This is a genomic window from Ruminococcus sp. RTP21359st1_H3_RTP21359_211015, assembly GCF_040909065.1.
Classification (GTDB): Bacteria; Bacillota; Clostridia; order Oscillospirales; family Ruminococcaceae; genus Hominimerdicola; species Hominimerdicola aceti.
In genome coordinates, this window is sequence record NZ_JBDGDD010000012.1 from 44,945 (window position 1) to 63,849 (window position 18,905).

Here is an 18,905-nt window from a genome sequence, read left to right on the forward strand (position 1 = left end):
CGTTATCAATTATATTATTTTTGTAGGGGCGAACACTGTTCGTCCGCCTACAGACAAAGCTATCAGCAGGACATATCTCACATTTAATATAACACTTTTTAATAATAAAATCAATGGCGTTGACTTATGTTAAAAAAATTGTTATAATAGTGGTAACATCGCATAATGATAGTGTTTTGTTGTCCTAAGATGATAAATGAAAGGAGCGAAACGGAGTTGACGTGGAACAATGTAAAGAAAATAGCAGGCAGAGTGGTGGCGGTGATAGTTCCTGTGGCGATGCAGTTTTTGTGGTATCTTCTCATACTTAAATGGCTCAGCAAGGCGGCAGGGCTTCTCAGCATCGTGCTTACTGTGCTGTCATTTCTGTTTGTACTTTATATCAACACAAAGCGTGAGGAGAGCAGCTACAAGACCCTTTGGCTTATTGTGATACTTACTTTTCCCGTGCTTGGTGCAGTTATGTATATAATTTTCGGCAATAACAATACTGCGAAAAAGCTTGAAAAGAATATCACAAAGGCAAGGCTTCACATGGACTATGAGCTTCCTGACGGGAAAAAGTGCATAGGGGAGCTTGAACGTGAGGACAAAAGGCTTGCTCAATCGGTGAAAAGAATAAGCGACGCAACGGGTTTTCCTATGGTGAAGCTTGATAGCGCAGAGTATTTTTCCGTGGGCGAGGAAATGTTCGCTGATATGTGCAAGGAGCTTGAAAAGGCTGAGAAATATATTTTTGCGGAGTATTTTATTTTGCAAAACGGCAAGTTTCTCAACACTGTGGTGGATATCATGGCGGAAAAGGCGGCTCAGGGCGTTGACGTCAGGATAATGTATGACGACCTTGGAAGTATTGCAACATATTCTCTTGCAGACGCTTTGAAGCTTGGGGAGAAAGGTATAAAATGTGTGCCTTTCAATCCGTTCCTTTTTATAAAATCACAGCTCAACAACCGTGACCACAGAAAAATAATGGTGGTGGACGGCAGAGTTGCATACAGCGGCGGAATAAATCTTTCGGACGAGTATATAAACATCGGCTCGAAATATGGTCACTGGAAAGATATCGGCTTTAAGATAACAGGCGAGGGCGTAAAAAGCTACACCTATATGTTTATGGAGTTCTGGAACGCTTTTTCAAATGACATGATACCTCATGACCTTGTGGGGGAGAGCTTTGAAAAAGAGGGCAAGGGTGGCGACGGCTATGTTTTGCCTTATTATGATTCCCCTATGGTGGACGAAAATGTGAGCAACACGTTTTTTTCTGAGATGCTCTATGCCGCAAGCAATTATGTGTGGTTCTACACACCGTATCTTATGCTTGGTGACAGCCTTTTTGACGCTTTTATAAGGGCGGCTAAACGTGGGGTCGACGTGCGTATCATAATGCCAGGTATCGCTGACAAAAAGGTGGTTTTCAGGCTTTCGAGAAGCTATTATCGTCAGCTTATCGAGGCAGGGGTAAAGATATATGAATACACGCCGGGATTTGTTCATGCAAAGGGCTGTATATGCGATGACAAGCTTGCGGTGCTTGGTTCGGTAAATCTTGACTATAGAAGTCTGTTTTTGCATTTTGAGTGCAGTTCTATATTCTATGATTCGTCTATAATAAAGACTTTTAAGGCGGACATCCTTGAAACCCAGAGCAAGTGCAGACAGCGCACGCTTGAGGACACAAAGCGTGGTTTCTTTGGACGGCTCATTGACGGCGTGCTAAGGATATTTGCACCATTGCTTTAACAATATTAATAACCACGCTGAACGATCTGGTGGCAGTTGTGGCTTACTATGGAACTAGCTGGATATTCCTGCTGAATGTTTTGAAGCTGGGGTAAAAAAATAGAATAAGATAAAAAAGCCGATCGCATCCATTTGGGTGCGGTTGGCTTTTTCAGGTTTGGCTATTAGATTCAAGGTAATGCCTATCTTATTGAATAATTTTGCATTTTGTGCATCATATTGTTGATTTATATTTGAATTTTTGTAGCTTTAACTAAATTGAATGGCTCAATCATGTTAGTTTTATACAAGTATAAATTGAAAAATGTATTATAATTTCGGGTTATAAGTTTATTTGTTGGTATCTTGAAAAGTATGTCAATATGTGTTATACTTAGTAACATAAGTAACTCAGGGGGAATCAAATGTTAGCTGTATGTATGACCTTGATAGACAACGATAAGGATCAGACGTCTTTTGAAGATTTTTATTACAGAAATCGTCAGATAGCCTATGCTTTTGCATACAAGATCTTGAATAATTCTGCGCTGGCAGAAGAGGCTTGTGCAAATGCTTTTTTCAGCATCGCAAAATGTTTTAAAAAAATTCACAATTATTCTTTGCACGATATGGACGCATATCTTATTAGAACTATTAGAAACGCCTGTTATGCGATCTACAATAAGGAAAATCAAAATCCAACATCGTCTATATTTGATCTTAAGGTGGAAGATGAGCCGAGTGAGGATTTTTATGATGATATTGACTTAGATCTGCTTATAGATGCGGTAAGAAAGCTGGATGATAAACTAAAGTCTGTGATAGCATATAAGGTCTATTATGATCTGACTGCTGATGAGATTGCACAGATCATGGGCATTTCTAAGAGAACGGTATTTAATTATCTGAACAAAGCCAAAAGACAAATTTTAGATTTGATCGGTGGTGATCGTTTTGAATGATAAGTTAAGACGGGCAATAAAAACAGGCATAATTGATGAAGACTATAAGGATTATTTGGCTGTTGAGAAAATTCCACATGATTTTTCGGAAAAATATGAGCAGAGAATTGGCGAGCTGATAAAAACTAACAGAAAAAGCGGTCACAGACATATAAGGATCACTCTAAGATTTGCTGCGGCGATAATAGCTGCGGTGCTTGTGGTCGGCTCTGTGACAGTCGCCGCCGTACCGCCGCTGCGTGAATGGTTTGTTGGAGTATTTGTGACACAAGGGGAATCTCATTCTAGTGTAAGATTTGCAGATGGTGATATTGAAGATAATAGTTTGTCTGTTGCCAACAATGTTATGACTCCTGACTTCATTCCTAGCGGTTATGTATTGTCAGAAGATTTTATAGACGATTTTACACACATTGTGACTTATACAAACGGCACAGAGCAAATTCAATTCACTCAAAATGATATATCGGCTGGAATGAATATAGATATTGATGATTTAGGTGCAAGGCAAATAAAAATAGGTAAATATGACGGATATATTTCAATAACTGAAAATGATATTATTCTTGTTTGGACAGATAAATCTTTTTCATACTCAATCGTTGGAAATGCGAGCGAAAGTGACATAATTCGTATGGCTAATTCGGTAAAATTGCACAAACTTTCAAAATAGTTCAAGAAATGTGTACATTTTTGCACTACTCCATACGTTATATATTATGTGAGCAGATAAAAAAAGGAGGTGAAATTTTTGAAGAAAATAATGACTTTGCTTATTGCAGTGGTGATTTCTGTAATGACAGTATTGCCATGCTCCGCAACGGATACCATGTTTGATAGTAATGATATCACAGTTTGTAACTTATACACTGATCTCATTACTGCGAAGGTTGCGATTAATTCATCAGGTAATGTTTATTACAGTTGCCAAGTACGTGGAAAAAGTAGTTGCACAAAAATTAGTGCATATGCGTATCTCCAGGTGTATAGTAATGGGTCCTGGAGCAATGTTGATTGTGTTACCAAGACGGTGAATAGTTCTACTCTTTTTGTTTCTGATACTTATAAGGGTACAAGTGGAAGCAAATATCGTTGTGAAGTACATGTATATTCATATAGCGGAAGCAAGTATGAATATCTTGAATCAACAAGTTCGACAGTAAAGAAGCCATAGTTGTGTATGGCGATTAAACCAGACATTTACACTTGAATGTGTGGATGTCATGACGAGAAAGGAAATAAGTATGATTATTAAGAAAATTGTTACGGGAATTGTTGCATTGGCTATTGTAAGCACCATGGCTGTTACTACTGCATTAGCAACTACGTCAGCAACCAAAGAGGTATATGGTCAGTCATATGCTTATTCAGGAAAGCTTGGAAATAATAGTTATGTGAGTTGGAATATTAAGGGCGATTCTTCAACTGCAATGACTACTGCGGGAAAAACAGAAAGTAAGTTTCAACGTTACATAAAGGTATCGGTTGAATGCAGAAATACAGCAAATAATGCTGTTATAACAAATCAGACAAATGAGATAACAACAAAAAATGCCGGAACAGGTATTGGAATTAAAAGAAACAAGAATAATTCATATGTTTATTATATACATCGTGTAAAAGTTAAAACCGATAAGGATAATCAGTATACTATAGACGATGTTTATTATCGTATAAATCAAAATAAGTAATATTAAGAGGTCTAAATGAAATACGTTTTTATTAACCTGAAAAATTTTGCCGTAAAGAATGTACTTATCTTTATTCTATTTATTGTTTGCGCCGTTACTGATGTGCTTATAATATTGTTTTCACATGGTGCATTTCAGAATTTTAAAGCAAGCAAGGATTTTGAAAAGCAAAAGAAGTATGTATTTAACTATACTTTTTCATTTGGCGATATAATAGATACTCAGGAAGACAGCGATGGCAGGATCTTGTCCTATTTTGGAACAGATTCTATAACTCCTGTTCAGCTTCGGGAGGTGCTTGACAAGCTTGATGATAATTCTAAAGCGTCAATGCCGGGTATGTATTTTAGTTTAATATTTGATCAAGACGAGCTTAAAATTGATGAGTGTTTTGACGGCGGTCAACCGTATCTTATGTCTGCGGTGCGCATTCAATATGATGAGGAGCTGAATGATTATAGTTTATACGAATCGTATGTCGACAACATGAGTATACGCAAAGGCAGATATTTTACTAAGGAAGAATATGCTTCAGACGAAAATTTGGTCGTGCTGCCTAGCGGCGCAAAAGACGATATGATCGGCAAGAATGTTGAACTGCTTGGCAAAAGCTATAAGGTCATAGGCATATTCGGTAATACTGTACAAGAGGAATTTCAGGTGCCATTTAAAACGTTGGGTGATAACTGCACTATTTCAAGCATAAGTTTTCTTGATGACAATGCTCTAGATACAGAAAGCTTTTTTAAGCTGAAAAAAGCTTTCAGCGAAGTTCTAACGTGTAATGTTAATTTTCCTCCGATAGACACGATCGATATGGCTGAAATAAAATTCTACAATTCCGTTATATTTATGTCCGTAGCCGTTGCGATAGCTTCTGCAATAAACCTTGCAATGCTTTTCAGATACATAATAAGATCCCGTGCTAAACAGACTGCTATATTCATGCTGTGCGGCTGCACGTCAAATAAAATAAGACGGATGTATATAGCCGAGATAGGTATGATATCAGTGACGATATATGTGATATTTGCATTGGTATTCAATTATGCGCTGCTTCCTAAGCTTACTTTGTTTTTTGAGTATATCAAGGTCGCATATAATTTCAGGGTATATATGACCATATTTGGAATATATATTATTTCTATTTATTTGTTCCTTAACATTGTGATATTGTTTACAAATAAAAGATCCCCTGTGAAAATGATGAAAGAGAGGGGAAAATAATATGATAAAATATGGTTTAAAAGAATTTGCAAGAAATATCTACAGCAATATTTTTATCGCTGTTCAGCTCGCCATTGCATTTATTATAATGTCGGCGGCTGTTTCTTCTGTTCTTTCAAGAATAGAGATGTATACTCCTGTAAAGAAATACTTTCCTGATGGCAAGGGACTATATATATGTAATATATATGATACTGCTCCTCTTGACGATGAGCTTAAAAATATTGATGATGTGGAGTCGGTGACAAGCGGATATGATACAAGCTTGTATTATTCTCCGTCATCAAAAGATCTATCTAATGGACTTGGTGACGATAGAATGAGCGTTAATGCTTTATCTGAAGATATGATAAAGTCATTTACGCCGCAGATGAGTTCGGGAAAATGGCTGTCTAATGCGTCGGCTAACGGAGATTTGATACCTGCTGTTGTGACTGAAAACAGCAACTACAAAACGGGTGACATAGTTACCATTATGCACAAAGAGAAAGTAGGGGAGATGTCCCCTGATGATGAGGATTTTGACTATGCTGATCCTTATAAGTATGAGTATGTTAAGAACAAGGTGGAAATTGTCGGTGTCATAGCTGACGGCTCACAGTTGCTGGGATTTTCATCTGCATATTTAGGCACTGAGGATAGTATAAAAGAAAAGCCTGATTTCAGAGATCTTTATGCTAATGTCAATAAGCATGGCAATATGATGCTGATAGTTCCGACAGACTGCCTTAAAGATATAAACTGTAAAATATATCCTTGTGGCAATCAAATAGTAACGTTAAAGGATAATGTAAGCAATGAGCGTTTTAAGGAGCTTGAATTATATCTGAGGGATTATGGCAGGGTTTTTGACTTTGAGGATTTCAGAGAAAATTCGCTTGTATATATTAATGGTCAGCTTATCAAGCTTGTTCCAATGCTTATATGCGTGATAGTTCTTGTTATTGTAAGCTCAGTTTCGGCTTCGGCAGTGAACATAAAAAAGAGACTTGGAGATTATGGTATCTATTATCTCTGCGGAGCAAAGTGGAACGCATATATCAAGATAGATCTTGTGTGTGATCTTATGACCGCAGTTATGGCAGCCGCCATTGCAGTGTGTATTTCAAATGTTCTTACTATGAGCAAATTTATGGGAAATACAGTGATAAGTTTTGGTTGGCTGCACTTGATCGGCTGTGTATGTATCGTTATCTTGAATATTCTGATCTCACTTTTGATACCGGGCGTTATAATGAGACGAAATACACCAAATGAGATCTTGATGATAAATGAATAAGAGAGGCATTATAATGATAAAGCTTGATAAAATAATAAAGATATATAATCCAAAGAAAGCCAATGAATATGAGGCTTTGCATGGGGTATCATGCGAGATATCAGACGGTGAAATGGTAGCGATAATTGGAAAATCAGGCGCAGGAAAATCCACACTTTTGCATATCCTTGCCTGCATAGACAGCTATCAGAGCGGTGAGTACACAATTGACGGCACTTTGGTAAAAAATTTATCGGAGGGGCAGTATGCACAGATAAGGAATGAAAAGATAGGCATTGTAATGCAGGACTTTGCACTTGTTGAGGATTTTTCTGCCCTTGAAAACGTATTGATTCCATTGGATTTTGCAAAGAAAAAGATAAAGAATAAAAAAGAAAAAGCTCTTGAAGCATTAAAAGCTGTTGGTATGGGGGATCTTTCTAAGAAGCCTTGCAACAAGCTTTCGGGAGGACAGAAGCAGCGTGTTGCTATAGCCAGAGCAATTGTCAACGAGCCTGCCATGATACTTGCGGACGAGCCTACAGGAGCGCTGGACACAAAGACCTCGGCCGAGATAATGGAGCTTTTCAAACGCCTTAACAAAGAGGGAAAAACAGTTGTTATCGTTACTCACGATCCAAAAGTCGCAGAACAATGCAGTCGTGTTATCGAAGTGTCTGACGGTAAGATCATATAGAAAAAATCCAATTCCCACACATCAAATGCAAAAATCACATTTTGATATCGGCTGTTTAGCGTGATATTTTGTGGGTGTGACATATCCTAATAACATAATTCGAGCTTTTTTATCTTTCTTTTCTTTATATCTGTTTAATAAGAGTAAAATTGTCAGAATAAAAAAATTGACCGCGCCCGTGAAAGGTGCGGTCATTGATTTTTTTGTATGGCGAAGCGTTAGTTTTGGTTTGGTCTGTATGTTTTTGCCATGCGTGAGAAGTGTGAAAGGAGCTTATTGTCAATGAACTTGCTCACTGCTGTGATGGCAGGTCTTGCACCTGATTTGATGTTGTAGGTGTCGGCTGTTATCTTATCTACTGCCTTTGCAAGCTCGTCTGCACTGAACAGGGAGTCCATATTCAGCTCAGGGTGAAGCCTTTTGATGACTTTTATTTCGCTCGCAAGCCGTTTTTCAACTATCTTTCTGTACACCGATCTTGATATCTCGCTGAAAGTGTATTTCTGTGAGAAGCGGTTGATAAGTTCGACGTCAAAATAGTCGGAAAGGTCGCTTATGAGTTGTGTTTCCTACTTGCTGAATTGTAGCACATAAGCACATGGCGTGTCAACAACAAGGGTAAGCACACTTTTTAAGCCCGTTACAAGACACTTATTTGACTTTATAAGCCAAAAACGCTTAGCCCTCAAATCTGCATTAATAATTCTTACGATACTTACGCAACAAATTCGGGTTTGTAGATGGGCTTATGCAAGTTAGACTTGAAGATGTATGCGAAAAAAGGTATCTCTAATTTGAAACTACCTGAGGCTGTTGATAAGAATGGTGCATACGATGTATATGGTGCATCAGGTTTAATTAGAAAGATTGATTTTTTTCACCAAGGTGAACCATATGTTGCAATTGTAAAAGATGGTGTTGGAATAGGTAGAACAATGTTGTTGAAAAAAACTCCTCTGTAATTGGAACTTATAAATTTGCGAATACGCTCCTTTTTTGATGCTTTTTTTGTGTATTCATACAAAATATTGGCGTTTGGCGCAAAATGTCAGGATAACCCATTGACGTGTCGTGCATAAATTGGTAAAATGATATCAGAGTGTTTATATACAGCCATTTTTTTAGTTGTACTCTGCGAGATGCACCAATTGTTGTGCATTTCGCGTGATATAATTATCTCATAAAATAAACAAGGTGCTTTTATCATGAGTACATAACATGGTTTAATAAAATATGACAAGCGTCAGCAGCGATATTGCAAAACGCATAACTACAGCGAGTCGCTGTGGAAGTTTCAGGGAATAGTAGCTTTATCAAAAGCTTTTTCACCGAATCGGATTTAATTCCATTAAATAAAATTCGGCTCCAAAGCATTTGAATCTTGTGCTGACGCTTGTTATTATTTTTTTTGAGGTGACAAAATGAATGATATTGATAATGATATCATAAGGATCTCAGAGGAGCTTGATGTTCCTTTAAAAAAGCTTTATATGCTTAGCAACAACCGAATACGCTATCATAAACGAAATCAGAAAAAGTGTTATTCAAATTACCGCAAGGTGATAATACATCGTGGCAGAGGGCATAAAAACAGGGTGTTAAAAGTGCCGAACGAATATCTCAAGCTTGTTCAAAGAAGGATACTTGAAAGGTATCTTTACACGCTGTCCGTATCTGAGTATGCCACTGCATATTGCAAAAACTCTTCGCTTTTGAAAAATGCAGAGCCGCATATTGGTCAACAGAGAGTGCTTAAACTTGATGTTTCAGGCTTTTTTGACAGCATTGATTTTGGCAAGGTCTATGGGGTCATGTGCGAGCTTGGATTTTCTAAGCCTGCCACAACGCTGCTGACAAATATATGCACTTATAATAGCATACTGCCACAGGGTGCGCCAACATCTCCGCAGATATCGAATTTGGTGATGAAAAGATTTGATGAGAGGATAGGCAAGTGGTGTGGAGAGCATGGCATAAATTACACAAGATACTGTGACGATATGACATTTTCAGGTGGAAAAGCTGTGCTTAACGCCAAAGAGATAACGCAACTTGTGAGCAGGGCGTTGCGGAAAATGGGGTTTAAGCTAAACATGAAAAAAACGACGCTTATCGGCTCATCACAACGTCAACAGGTAACGGGGATAGTGGTCAACGAAAAGGCGCAGATCTCGTCGAAACAGCGTCGGGAGATACGTCAGGAAATATATTACTGTGAGAAATACGGAGTTTCCCAAAGCCTGTTTTTCAAAGGTGCTGACATTACGCCTGAGAAGTACATAAATTCGCTGCTTGGCAGGATATCTTTTGCATTGCAGATAGACCCTGCGGACGTGAAAATGCATGAGTATTTCAAGGTGGCGAAAAAACTCAAGAGTGAGGTGTGCGTGGAAAAGTAGGGCAGAACATGGAAGGTATGAAACTTCAGATAACAAAAGCTCGGAAACAGCACAATGTGCTATCTCCGAGCTTTAAACTTTGGTGACCCGTACGGGAATTGAACCCATGATTCCGCCGTGAAAGGGCGGCGTCTTAACCTCTTGACCAACGGGCCGATTTTTCGCTATGAGAAATGTGGTAGCGGTAACTGGATTTGAACCGGTGACACCCTGGGTATGAACCAAGTGCTCTAGCCAACTGAGCTATACCGCCATATGCGTTTCTCATAGCGACTTGATTATTATACACTATTTATACCCCGTTGTCAACCTTTTTTGCACAAAAAGTTTGGACTTTTTCGATTTTTGCCTTTTTGCACAGTATTGTGCTTTCGCTAAAAAGCAAATGCGTCATTTTGCATAATTTTTGTGCGCAGCTACAATATAGGAAGTGTAAAATAAGAATATTTTACATGAATTTTGCTTAAAACTCTTTAACAATTTGCCGTTTTGTGATATAATATATTAAATCAGTATAGATGTTTTGATATCATAATAAAAGGAGTATGGCACAATGAAAAATGTGTTTATGAATAGAGAGCTGTCATGGCTGAAATTTAATGAAAGAGTCCTTGAGGAGGCTGAGCGTGAGTGCGTGCCACTCTGTGAAGGACTTTCTTTTGCTTCTATCTACCAGAGCAATCTGGACGAGTTCTTTATGGTTCGTGTAGGCTCGCTTACTGACCAGATGGAGGTCGATCCAGACAGCAGGGAAAATAAAACAAATATGACCGCTAAGGAACAGCTCAAAGCCGTTATCGCTAGAGTGGGCGAGCTTAACGAGCGTAAAAATAAGATCTACGCTGACCTTATGAAGAAAATAGCCGAGCAGGGCGTTGCTCTTGTTGATTTTTCCAAGCTTACAGCGGAGGAAAATTCTCAGTTGGAACAGTATTTTATTAATCAGATAGCTCCGCTCCTGTCGCCTATGGTGGTGGGCAAAAGACAGCCTTTCCCTTTCCTTAAAAATAAGGATATCTATGCCGCTGTTGTCCTTGAAAGCAAAAATTCCAAGGAGAAGCTGGGTGTTATCTCCTGCGGAAGCGAGGTCTTCCCACGCCTTATAAAGGTCGGTTCAACAGGCAAGTATATGCTTTCTGAAGAGCTTATCCTCCACTATGTACCTAAAATTTTCAAGGGCTACACCGTCAAGTCAAAGTCACTTATAAGAGTTACAAGAAATGCTGATATTGACGCTGACGCACTTTACGACGAAGATCTTGATTACCGTGAGTTCATGGCTGACCTTATCAAGAAAAGAAAGCGTCTTGCACCTGTCAGACTGGAGCTTTCAAGGCAGCTTGATAACAATATCGTTGATCTGCTCTGCAAACAGCTTGAAGTGAATAAAAAATCTGTTTTCAGAAACAGCACTCCTCTTGATCTGTCATTCCTGTTCCAGATACAGGATATACTCAGACAGAAAACCGAGCTTTTCTATAAAAAGAGAGTTCCGCAGAGGTTTACTGCCTTTGACGATAACAAGCCGATCCTGCCGCAGATAAAAAAGAAAGACAGACTGCTTTCTTATCCTTTTGATAGCATAAAGCCTTTTATCAATATGCTCCGTGAGGCGGCTGACGATAAAAATGTGGTGTCTATAAAAATGACATTGTATCGTGTGGCAAAGCACAGTGAGGTGGTCGAAGCCCTTTGTGAAGCCGCAGAGAACGGCAAGGACGTTCTTGTATTGGTGGAGCTTAAGGCGAGATTTGATGAGGAAAATAATATCGAGTGGTCACGCCGACTTGAAAAGGCTGGCTGTACTGTTATCTATGGTCTGGAGGGCTATAAGGTACATTCAAAGCTTTGCCTTATCACAAAGCGTTCAGGCACAAAGACCGAGTATTATACTCAGATAGGCACTGGAAACTACAACGAGAAAACTTCAAGACTTTATACCGACCTGTCTGTTATGACCTGCGATAAGGACATCGCAAAGGACGCTATAGACGTGTTCAATGCTCTTGCTTCTGACGATACTGTAAAGAGCGTTGACAAGCTTCTTGTTGCGCCGAATTGTCTGCAAAACAAGGTGCTTGATATGATAGACGAGCAGATAGCCATAGCACAATCAGGGGGAGAGGGCTATATAGGCGTGAAGATAAATTCTCTCACTGATAAGAAGATAATCGACAGATTTATCGAAGCTTCAAGAGCAGGCGTTAAGATAGACCTTGTGGTAAGAGGCATATGCTGTCTTATCCCAGGCGTTGAGGGCGAAACCGACAACATCAGGATAATAAGCATTGTAGGACGTTTTCTTGAACATTCCCGTATCTATATGTTTGGCAAGGGCGAGGAAAGAAAGATATATATTGCTTCCGCAGACTTTATGACAAGAAATACCCTCAGACGTGTTGAGGTCGCTACACCTATTCTTGACGAGGATATCAAGTCTCAGATAAGCATGATGTTCGACAAAATGCTTGCAGATAATTGTCAGGCAAGAGAGCTTGACTCTGACGGGGAATATACCCTTGTTTCAGACGGCAAAGAGCCACTCAATTCTCAGGAATTTTTCTATGATCTTGCCTATGAAAGAGCTTCCAAGGCGGAGGTCGAGGATAAATGACAATATTTGCCCTGAAGGGTTCACTTGAAGAAATAACACCGACACAGCTAAGCGAACAAACTTGCTCGGCTGTGTTTATTACCGACTCTGCTCACGCAGAGGAAACTCTCAGAACGGCGAACATAACCTACGAGGGCGTGATATCCCTGCGTGACGTTGTGTTCTGTAAGATAGAATCACAGCCTTTCTGTCTGGCAGGCACGCTTTCTATCCCCAAGCTTCTTGACATAAAGGGAAGCCGACACAGGATACAGTTTTTTATCGACAACAAAAACATGGTGATAATAGACGATGAGGAGTTTTCACTCAGGTTAGTCCAACGCATACAGAGAAGCAGGCATAATCAGGGAGAGAGCAGGGAGCATTTTATCTACAATTTTTTCAGCGAATTTATGCTCCGTGACACCGAGCTTCTTGCGGAACATGAGCAAAAGCTTATGGAGCTTGAGGAGAACGTAAACGATGGCAAGACGGACGATTTTCTTGAAACCATAACGCCTATCAGAAAAGAGCTTCTTATTTTGAGAAGCTACTATGATGAAATAATGGATCTGGGCAGAGAGCTTGAAGAGGACGAGAACGGCTTCTTTGAGAAAAGGCAGAAAAAATATTTCGGCACTATCTCAGACCGTGCCGACAGGCTCATGGGCAGAACTGTACATCTTCTTGAATATGCAACGCAGGTGCGAGACGCTTATCAGTCCCATGTCAATGCTCAGCAGAACAAGAATATGGAGTTTCTTACGGTCATATCCACTATATTTTTCCCTCTGACCCTTATCACGGGCTGGTATGGCATGAACTTTCAGAATATGCCCGAACTTAGAGAGGGGTATCCGGGTGTTATAGCCCTTAGTATAATAGTAGTGATAGTGTGTATAATCTTTTTCAAACGAAAGAAAATGCTTTAAGGCGGACTTTGTTCCGCCTTTTTTTCGTTCTAAAGGTCAGAAATGGCGGTAAATTCATATTTCACCTCTTGAATTTGGATAATAATTGTGCTATAATAACTTTATGTTTGCGAAAAGAGGTGACTTGTCTGAATAAAGAATTACTGCTATTGCTGTTGAAGCTGGCAGCAGGCTGTGTCGTAATAATGACCTTTATCGTCATTGCCTGCCTTATCACTCCAAAAATAGCACGATTTATTGAAAAACGTCACCCTGAGCTTGCCGAAAAGGACGATCCCGAAAGGGTGGACGGTGAGAATACAGGGAATGATCCTGAGAACTATAAGGTACAGGGCATATTTGATAAGTCCCACATTGACGGCTGGGATCCCAACTATAAGATATATAACGAGGATATCTATGCTCTTAATTTTAAAAAGAAAAAGAAGAATGTCAGCAGTGAAGCTGTTAAAAAAGACGACGGCAACAAGAATAATGACAATGCCTGAATGATATAAGAAAGAGGTTTTATAAATGGCTAAGGATAAGAAAATGGTTGATGCGATAACCTCCATGGACGAGGATTTCGCAAAGTGGTATACTGATATATGTATGAAGGCTGAGCTTGTTTCATACACAAGCGTAAAGGGCTGTATGGTAATAAGACCTTACGGCTACGCAATATGGGAGAATATCCAACATATACTTGACACAAAGTTCAAGGAGCTTGGTCATGAAAATGTTTGTATGCCTATGTTTATCCCTGAGAGCCTGCTTCAGAAGGAGAAAGACCACGTTGAGGGCTTTGCTCCTGAGGTAGCTTGGGTAACATACGGCGGAAGTGAAAAGCTTGAAGACAGACTTTGCGTAAGACCAACGTCTGAAACGCTTTTCTGCGAGCATTATGCTAATATAGTTCATTCCTACAGAGATCTTCCCAAGCTTTATAATCAGTGGGTATCTGTTGTACGTTGGGAAAAAACAACAAGACCATTTCTTCGTTCAAGAGAGTTCCTGTGGCAGGAGGGTCATACTATCCACGAGACACCTGAGGAGGCTATCGAGGAGACAGAGAGAATGCTCAACGTATACGCTGATTTCTGCGAGCAGCAGCTTGCTATGCCGGTCGTAAAGGGCAGAAAGACAGAGAGCGACAAGTTCGCAGGTGCAGAAGCAACATACGCTATTGAGGCTCTTATGCACGACGGCAAGGCTTTGCAGGCAGGCACTTCGCATTACTTTGGCGATGGCTTTGCAAAGGCTTTCGATATCACTTATACTGGAAGAGATAATAAGCTTGCACACCCATTCCAGACATCATGGGGCGTTACGACAAGGCTTATCGGTGCAGTTATAATGACACACGGCGACGATAACGGACTTGTTTTGCCACCTGCTGTTGCACCTGTTCAGGTAGTTATCGTACCTATAGCACAGCACAAAGAGGGTGTTCTTGACAAGGCTAACGAGCTTTACAACACGCTTAAAAATGCAGGCATAAGAGTTAAGCTCGACGATTCAGAGCAGTCACCTGGCTGGAAGTTTGCACAGTATGAAATGAAGGGCGTTCCTGTAAGACTTGAAATTGGTCCAAAGGATATTGAGAACGATCAGTGTGTGCTTGTTACAAGACACAACAGAGAAAAGGTATTCTGCAAGCTTGGTGAGCTTGTTGAAACTGTAAATGAAAGACTTCAGGCTGTTCATGATGGCCTTTATGCAAAGGCACTTGAAAACAGAGAAAGACGTACCTATGTTTGCAAGACACTTGACGAGATAACAAAGGCTCTTGAGGAAAAGGGCGACGGCTTTGTTAAGGCAATGTGGTGCGGCGATGAAGCTTGCGAGGATAAGGTAAAGGAACTCACAGGAGTAGGTTCAAGATGTATCCCGTTCGAGCAGGAAGAGATAGCAGATACCTGCGTGTGCTGTGGAAAACCTGCGAAGCATATGGTGCTTTGGGGCAAGGCTTATTAATAGGTTTTTTGGATGAAAAAATATCGGGTGGCTGTCAATTTGTTATTGGCAGTCACCCGTTTTTTGGTTTGTGATTTTTAGCTGTTTGCTTGGACAAGACTCTTTATTATCGGTATGATAAGGCAGAGCATATATACTATAGTGGCAGGGTTTGTAAAGACGTATCTGCGACATTCTTTCGGTGTAAGCACGTTTTTGCTGTCATCAATGATAAGCTTTTTAAGGCTTGTGAAAAGCACCATAAAGCCCGCCAGACCTATGACTATCTCAGCAACGCTCATGAAGGTTTCATAGTGTTCAAGCCCTATCGCATCAGATATGGACGAGAAGTTTGCAAGCAGATTGTTTAGACAGTGTATTATAACTGTTGGCAGTATCGAGCCGCACTTTGCGGCGATAATAGCGTAAACAAGTCCTGTGCCGAATGCCGAAGCCGCCTGAGGGATATTTCCATGCATAAGTCCGAATGCAAGTGCCGAGAAAAGCACCGCCGCACCCCTTCCGTATGGGCTTAGAGCCGTGAGGATCGCTCCACGGTAGATAAATTCCTCCACGATAGGGGCTATTATCACAACGTATGAGAACTGCACTATTACTGCAATGGCAGAGGGCTGATGAATGGAAAAATCGCTTGTGGGAACTGTCACTCCGTTTTGACCAAGTATACCCGTGAGGATAGATATGAGCTGTGACAGCAGAATGTTTATCACAAAGCAGGCTGAAAACCATTTTAACCCTTTTACTGCCGTGCCTTTTTTCGGCTTTATGAAGCTTGATTCTCGTTTTCGGAAAAGTATAGCAAAAACTATCCCAAAAACAAGCACGCTCATAAGAGTAATAAACAAATTTGCCGTCATGGAAAAAGTAGTTGAGCTTATAAAAGCGGTCTGCTTTTTCAGATAGCTGAGAACTGCCGAGTAGCTAAGAGTGAATTTTCCTGAGTGATAAGTGTATGCAACGTAAAAGAATAACACTGCGAATATCCTGTTTAGCATGTTGTATAAAATGAGCAGAAGTGAAATTTTCACGCAATCTATAGTAAGAAGTTTCTTTTCCTGCTGTTTTTCAGGGGTCAGCAGAGAAACAGACTTTTTGGTAGTCAAATATTATTCCTCCCTTGTTCGGTCTTATCTATATATTATAACACACAACATGGTGCTTTTGCAAATGGTATTTTGTCAGGTATGTGATGAAATGTTATGGATTTGTAAATAAATAAGAGAAATTTTGTGATAACTATTGCATTTTATCAACCTTGTTGTATAATATAATTAGCACTCAAATAGATAGAGTGCTAATTATATGGAACAGTATTCAAAGAAAGTAAAATATTATTAAGGAAAGGTCGAGATTTTATGCAGACAAAAGAATTTAAGGCAGAATCCAAAAGACTGCTTGATATGATGATCAATTCGATCTACACTCATAAGGAGATTTTTCTCAGAGAGATAATCTCAAATGCAAGCGACGCTATTGATAAGCTGTATTTCAAGTCCTTGACAGACACTTCTGTGGGAATGAAAAAGAGCGACTTCGCTATCAATATCGCTATCGACAAGGAAAACAGAACGCTTACAGTTTCTGATAACGGCATCGGTATGACCGAGGAAGATCTTGAAAACAACCTTGGTACTATCGCAAACTCAGGCTCGTTCGCTTTCAAGAAAGACAATGACCTTGGGGACGATGTTGATATCATCGGTCAGTTCGGTGTAGGCTTCTATTCTACTTTTATGGTAGCAAAGGAAGTTACCGTTGTAACAAAGGCTTTTGGCAGCGATCAGGCTTATAAGTGGACATCTGACGGTGTTGAGGGCTACACAATAGAAGAGTGTGACAAGCCTGACGGCGTCGGCACAACTATCACACTTAAACTCAAGGACGATACTGATGACGAGAAGTATTCAACATATCTTGATCAGTATCAGATACAGTCGCTTGTAAAGAAATATTCTGACTACATCAGATTCCCTATCAGAATGGAAGTCGAGCATACTCATTATAATGAGGAGGGTAAAGAGCCTGAGGTACACAAGGCTATCGAAACTCTTAACAGCATGACCCCTATCTGGAAGAAGAACAAGAGCGAGCTAAAGGACGAGGATTACAACAACTTCTATATGGAGAAGTTCGGCGACTATGAGCCACCTGTTGCACATATCCATTCAAAGAACGAGGGCGTTGCAACATATGACGCACTGCTTTATATACCTGCCCGTGCGCCTTTTGACTATTACTCAAAGGACTATGAAAAGGGACTCCAGCTTTATTCAAGCGGTGTAATGATAATGGAAAAGTGTGCAGACCTGCTTCCTGACTGGTTCAGCTTTGTAAAGGGCGTTGTTGACTCTGAGGATCTCTCACTGAACATCTCCCGTGAGCTTTTACAGCAGGACAGACAGCTCAAGATAATCGCAAAGAACCTTGAAAAGTCCATAAAAAACGAGCTTGCAAAGCTTCTGAAAAACGACCGTGAGAAGTATGAGAAGTTCTACAGCGTATTCGGGCTTCAGTTTAAGTTTGGCATTTATCAGTCATACGGCGCTGCAAACGAAACTCTGAAAGATCTCCTTATGTTCCCGTCCTCATTTGACGGCAAGAACGTTACACTCAAAGAGTATGTTTCAAGAATGAAAGAAGATCAGAAAGAGATCTATTATGCCTGCGGCGAAACAAAGGAAAGGATCGAAATGCTCCCTCAGCTTGAAAAGATCAAGGATAAGGGTTATGAAGTTCTTTACTTTACACAGGACGTTGACGAGTTCGCTATCAAGGTGATGATAAACTATGACGGCAAGCCTTTCAAGTCCATAAGCGATGCTGATCTCGACCTTGACACAGAGGAAGAAAAGGAAGAGGCTAAAAAGCTTGACGAAGAGAACAAGGATATGTTCACTTTCATGCAGGAAGCTATCGCCGACAAGGTAAAGACTGTCCGTCTTTCAAAGAAGCTTAAAACTCACCCTGTTTGTCTTTCATCAGACGGCAGCATAACTATCGAAATGGAGAAGGTCCTCAACGCTATGCCTCAGAATGACGGCAATAAGGTAAAGGCTGAAAAGGCACTGGAGATAAATCCAAATCACCCTATCTTTGAGAAGCTGAAAGACCTCTATGCTAACGATAAGGACAAGCTGAAAGACTATGCAAAGCTTCTTTACGATCAGGCTTTGCTTATCGAGGGAATGTCTATCGACAACCCTGTTGAGTTTGCAAACCTTGTTTGCGAGCTTATGACAAAGTAATAAAGCTATATAGATACTCTCTTAACATACCGAAAGCCGTGGGAACAGCAGTGTTTCCACGGCTTTTTTGTGCTTTTCAGGCTGATAATTGTAGGTTTTATACAAAACAAAATAAGTTTATTTGTTAAAAAAACAGATTCAGAAAACAAATTTTATGTATGCTGTTGACAAATAAATGTAGGTATGTTAATATAATTATAGTGAAATTGATACATAACAT

General features: G+C 40.0%; 16 protein-coding genes and 2 tRNA genes. 14 read left to right on the forward strand and 4 right to left on the reverse strand.

The window, feature by feature from the left end; all coding sequences use genetic code 11:
- Positions 1-216 precede the first annotated feature (216 nt).
- The 7 genes from cls (at position 217) to AB5Z01_RS06750 (ending at position 7,560) form a co-directional block, all read left to right on the forward strand.
- Positions 217-1,746: a cardiolipin synthase gene (gene cls / locus AB5Z01_RS06720; protein ID WP_243271188.1), complete on the forward strand. Its 1,530-nt coding sequence runs from the start codon at positions 217-219 to the stop codon at positions 1,744-1,746.
- A gap of 404 nt (positions 1,747-2,150) precedes the next feature.
- The gene (locus AB5Z01_RS06725; RefSeq protein ID WP_022288371.1) at positions 2,151-2,687 is read left to right on the forward strand and encodes an RNA polymerase sigma factor; all 537 of its coding nucleotides are present in this window, start codon (positions 2,151-2,153) and stop codon (positions 2,685-2,687) included.
- A complete protein-coding gene (locus tag AB5Z01_RS06730) occupies positions 2,680-3,360 on the forward strand; it encodes a DUF4367 domain-containing protein (protein WP_302845224.1) in 681 nt (226 codons plus the stop codon). Before AB5Z01_RS06725 ends, AB5Z01_RS06730 begins: the two co-directional genes overlap by 8 nt.
- A 571-nt stretch (positions 3,361-3,931) precedes the next feature.
- The gene (locus tag AB5Z01_RS06735; RefSeq protein WP_117924191.1) at positions 3,932-4,378 is read left to right on the forward strand and encodes a hypothetical protein; all 447 of its coding nucleotides are present in this window, start codon (positions 3,932-3,934) and stop codon (positions 4,376-4,378) included.
- A gap of 15 nt (positions 4,379-4,393) precedes the next feature.
- On the forward strand, positions 4,394-5,605 hold the full coding sequence (locus AB5Z01_RS06740; protein WP_368365402.1) for an ABC transporter permease: 1,212 nt from the start codon (positions 4,394-4,396) through the stop codon (positions 5,603-5,605).
- Position 5,606: 1 nt separating this feature from the next.
- On the forward strand, positions 5,607-6,884 hold the full coding sequence (locus AB5Z01_RS06745; RefSeq protein ID WP_368365403.1) for a hypothetical protein: 1,278 nt from the start codon (positions 5,607-5,609) through the stop codon (positions 6,882-6,884).
- 13 nt (positions 6,885-6,897) lie between these two features.
- A complete protein-coding gene (locus AB5Z01_RS06750) occupies positions 6,898-7,560 on the forward strand; it encodes an ABC transporter ATP-binding protein (RefSeq protein ID WP_022288376.1) in 663 nt (220 codons plus the stop codon).
- 218 nt (positions 7,561-7,778) lie between these two features.
- On the opposite strand, the gene AB5Z01_RS06755 is transcribed toward AB5Z01_RS06750, so the two are convergent.
- Positions 7,779-8,033 (reverse strand): hypothetical protein, encoded by a 255-nt coding sequence (locus AB5Z01_RS06755; RefSeq protein ID WP_287214919.1) that lies wholly within the window; start codon positions 8,031-8,033, stop codon positions 7,779-7,781.
- Between the two features lie 321 nt (positions 8,034-8,354).
- Here AB5Z01_RS06755 and AB5Z01_RS06760 point away from each other — a divergent pair, with 321 nt between their 5' ends.
- Positions 8,355-8,522 carry a hypothetical protein gene (locus AB5Z01_RS06760; RefSeq protein WP_287214921.1) on the forward strand — a complete coding sequence of 56 codons (168 nt, stop codon included), beginning with the start codon at positions 8,355-8,357 and terminating at the stop codon, positions 8,520-8,522.
- A 459-nt stretch (positions 8,523-8,981) separates the two neighbouring features.
- Positions 8,982-9,959, forward strand: coding sequence for a reverse transcriptase family protein (locus AB5Z01_RS06765; protein ID WP_368365405.1), 978 nt, complete (start codon positions 8,982-8,984; stop codon positions 9,957-9,959).
- A gap of 80 nt (positions 9,960-10,039) precedes the next feature.
- Here AB5Z01_RS06765 and AB5Z01_RS06770 read toward each other — a convergent pair.
- Together AB5Z01_RS06770 and AB5Z01_RS06775 are read right to left on the reverse strand one after the other, a co-directional pair.
- Positions 10,040-10,114, reverse strand: a tRNA-Glu gene (locus tag AB5Z01_RS06770).
- A gap of 21 nt (positions 10,115-10,135) precedes the next feature.
- A tRNA-Met gene (locus tag AB5Z01_RS06775) sits at positions 10,136-10,212 on the reverse strand.
- 300 nt (positions 10,213-10,512) lie between these two features.
- Between AB5Z01_RS06775 and ppk1 the strand changes: the two genes are divergently transcribed.
- The 4 genes from ppk1 (at position 10,513) to proS (ending at position 15,440) form a co-directional block, all read left to right on the forward strand.
- A complete protein-coding gene (gene ppk1 / locus AB5Z01_RS06780) occupies positions 10,513-12,573 on the forward strand; it encodes a polyphosphate kinase 1 (protein WP_287214923.1) in 2,061 nt (686 codons plus the stop codon).
- Positions 12,570-13,484, forward strand: a complete 915-nt coding sequence (locus AB5Z01_RS06785; RefSeq protein ID WP_287214925.1) for a CorA family divalent cation transporter — start codon at positions 12,570-12,572, stop codon at positions 13,482-13,484. Before ppk1 ends, AB5Z01_RS06785 begins: the two co-directional genes overlap by 4 nt.
- 149 nt (positions 13,485-13,633) lie before the next feature.
- Positions 13,634-13,972: a hypothetical protein gene (locus tag AB5Z01_RS06790; RefSeq protein WP_242843658.1), complete on the forward strand. Its 339-nt coding sequence runs from the start codon at positions 13,634-13,636 to the stop codon at positions 13,970-13,972.
- A 25-nt stretch (positions 13,973-13,997) separates the two neighbouring features.
- Positions 13,998-15,440: a proline--tRNA ligase gene (proS, locus tag AB5Z01_RS06795; protein WP_038670602.1), complete on the forward strand. Its 1,443-nt coding sequence runs from the start codon at positions 13,998-14,000 to the stop codon at positions 15,438-15,440.
- A gap of 77 nt (positions 15,441-15,517) precedes the next feature.
- Here the strand turns inward: proS and AB5Z01_RS06800 are convergent, their stop codons facing one another.
- The gene (locus tag AB5Z01_RS06800; RefSeq protein WP_287214927.1) at positions 15,518-16,543 is read right to left on the reverse strand and encodes a CPBP family intramembrane glutamic endopeptidase; all 1,026 of its coding nucleotides are present in this window, start codon (positions 16,541-16,543) and stop codon (positions 15,518-15,520) included.
- 252 nt (positions 16,544-16,795) lie between these two features.
- Between AB5Z01_RS06800 and htpG the strand changes: the two genes are divergently transcribed.
- Positions 16,796-18,685 (forward strand): molecular chaperone HtpG, encoded by a 1,890-nt coding sequence (gene htpG, locus AB5Z01_RS06805; protein ID WP_117863136.1) that lies wholly within the window; start codon positions 16,796-16,798, stop codon positions 18,683-18,685.
- Positions 18,686-18,905 lie beyond the last annotated feature (220 nt).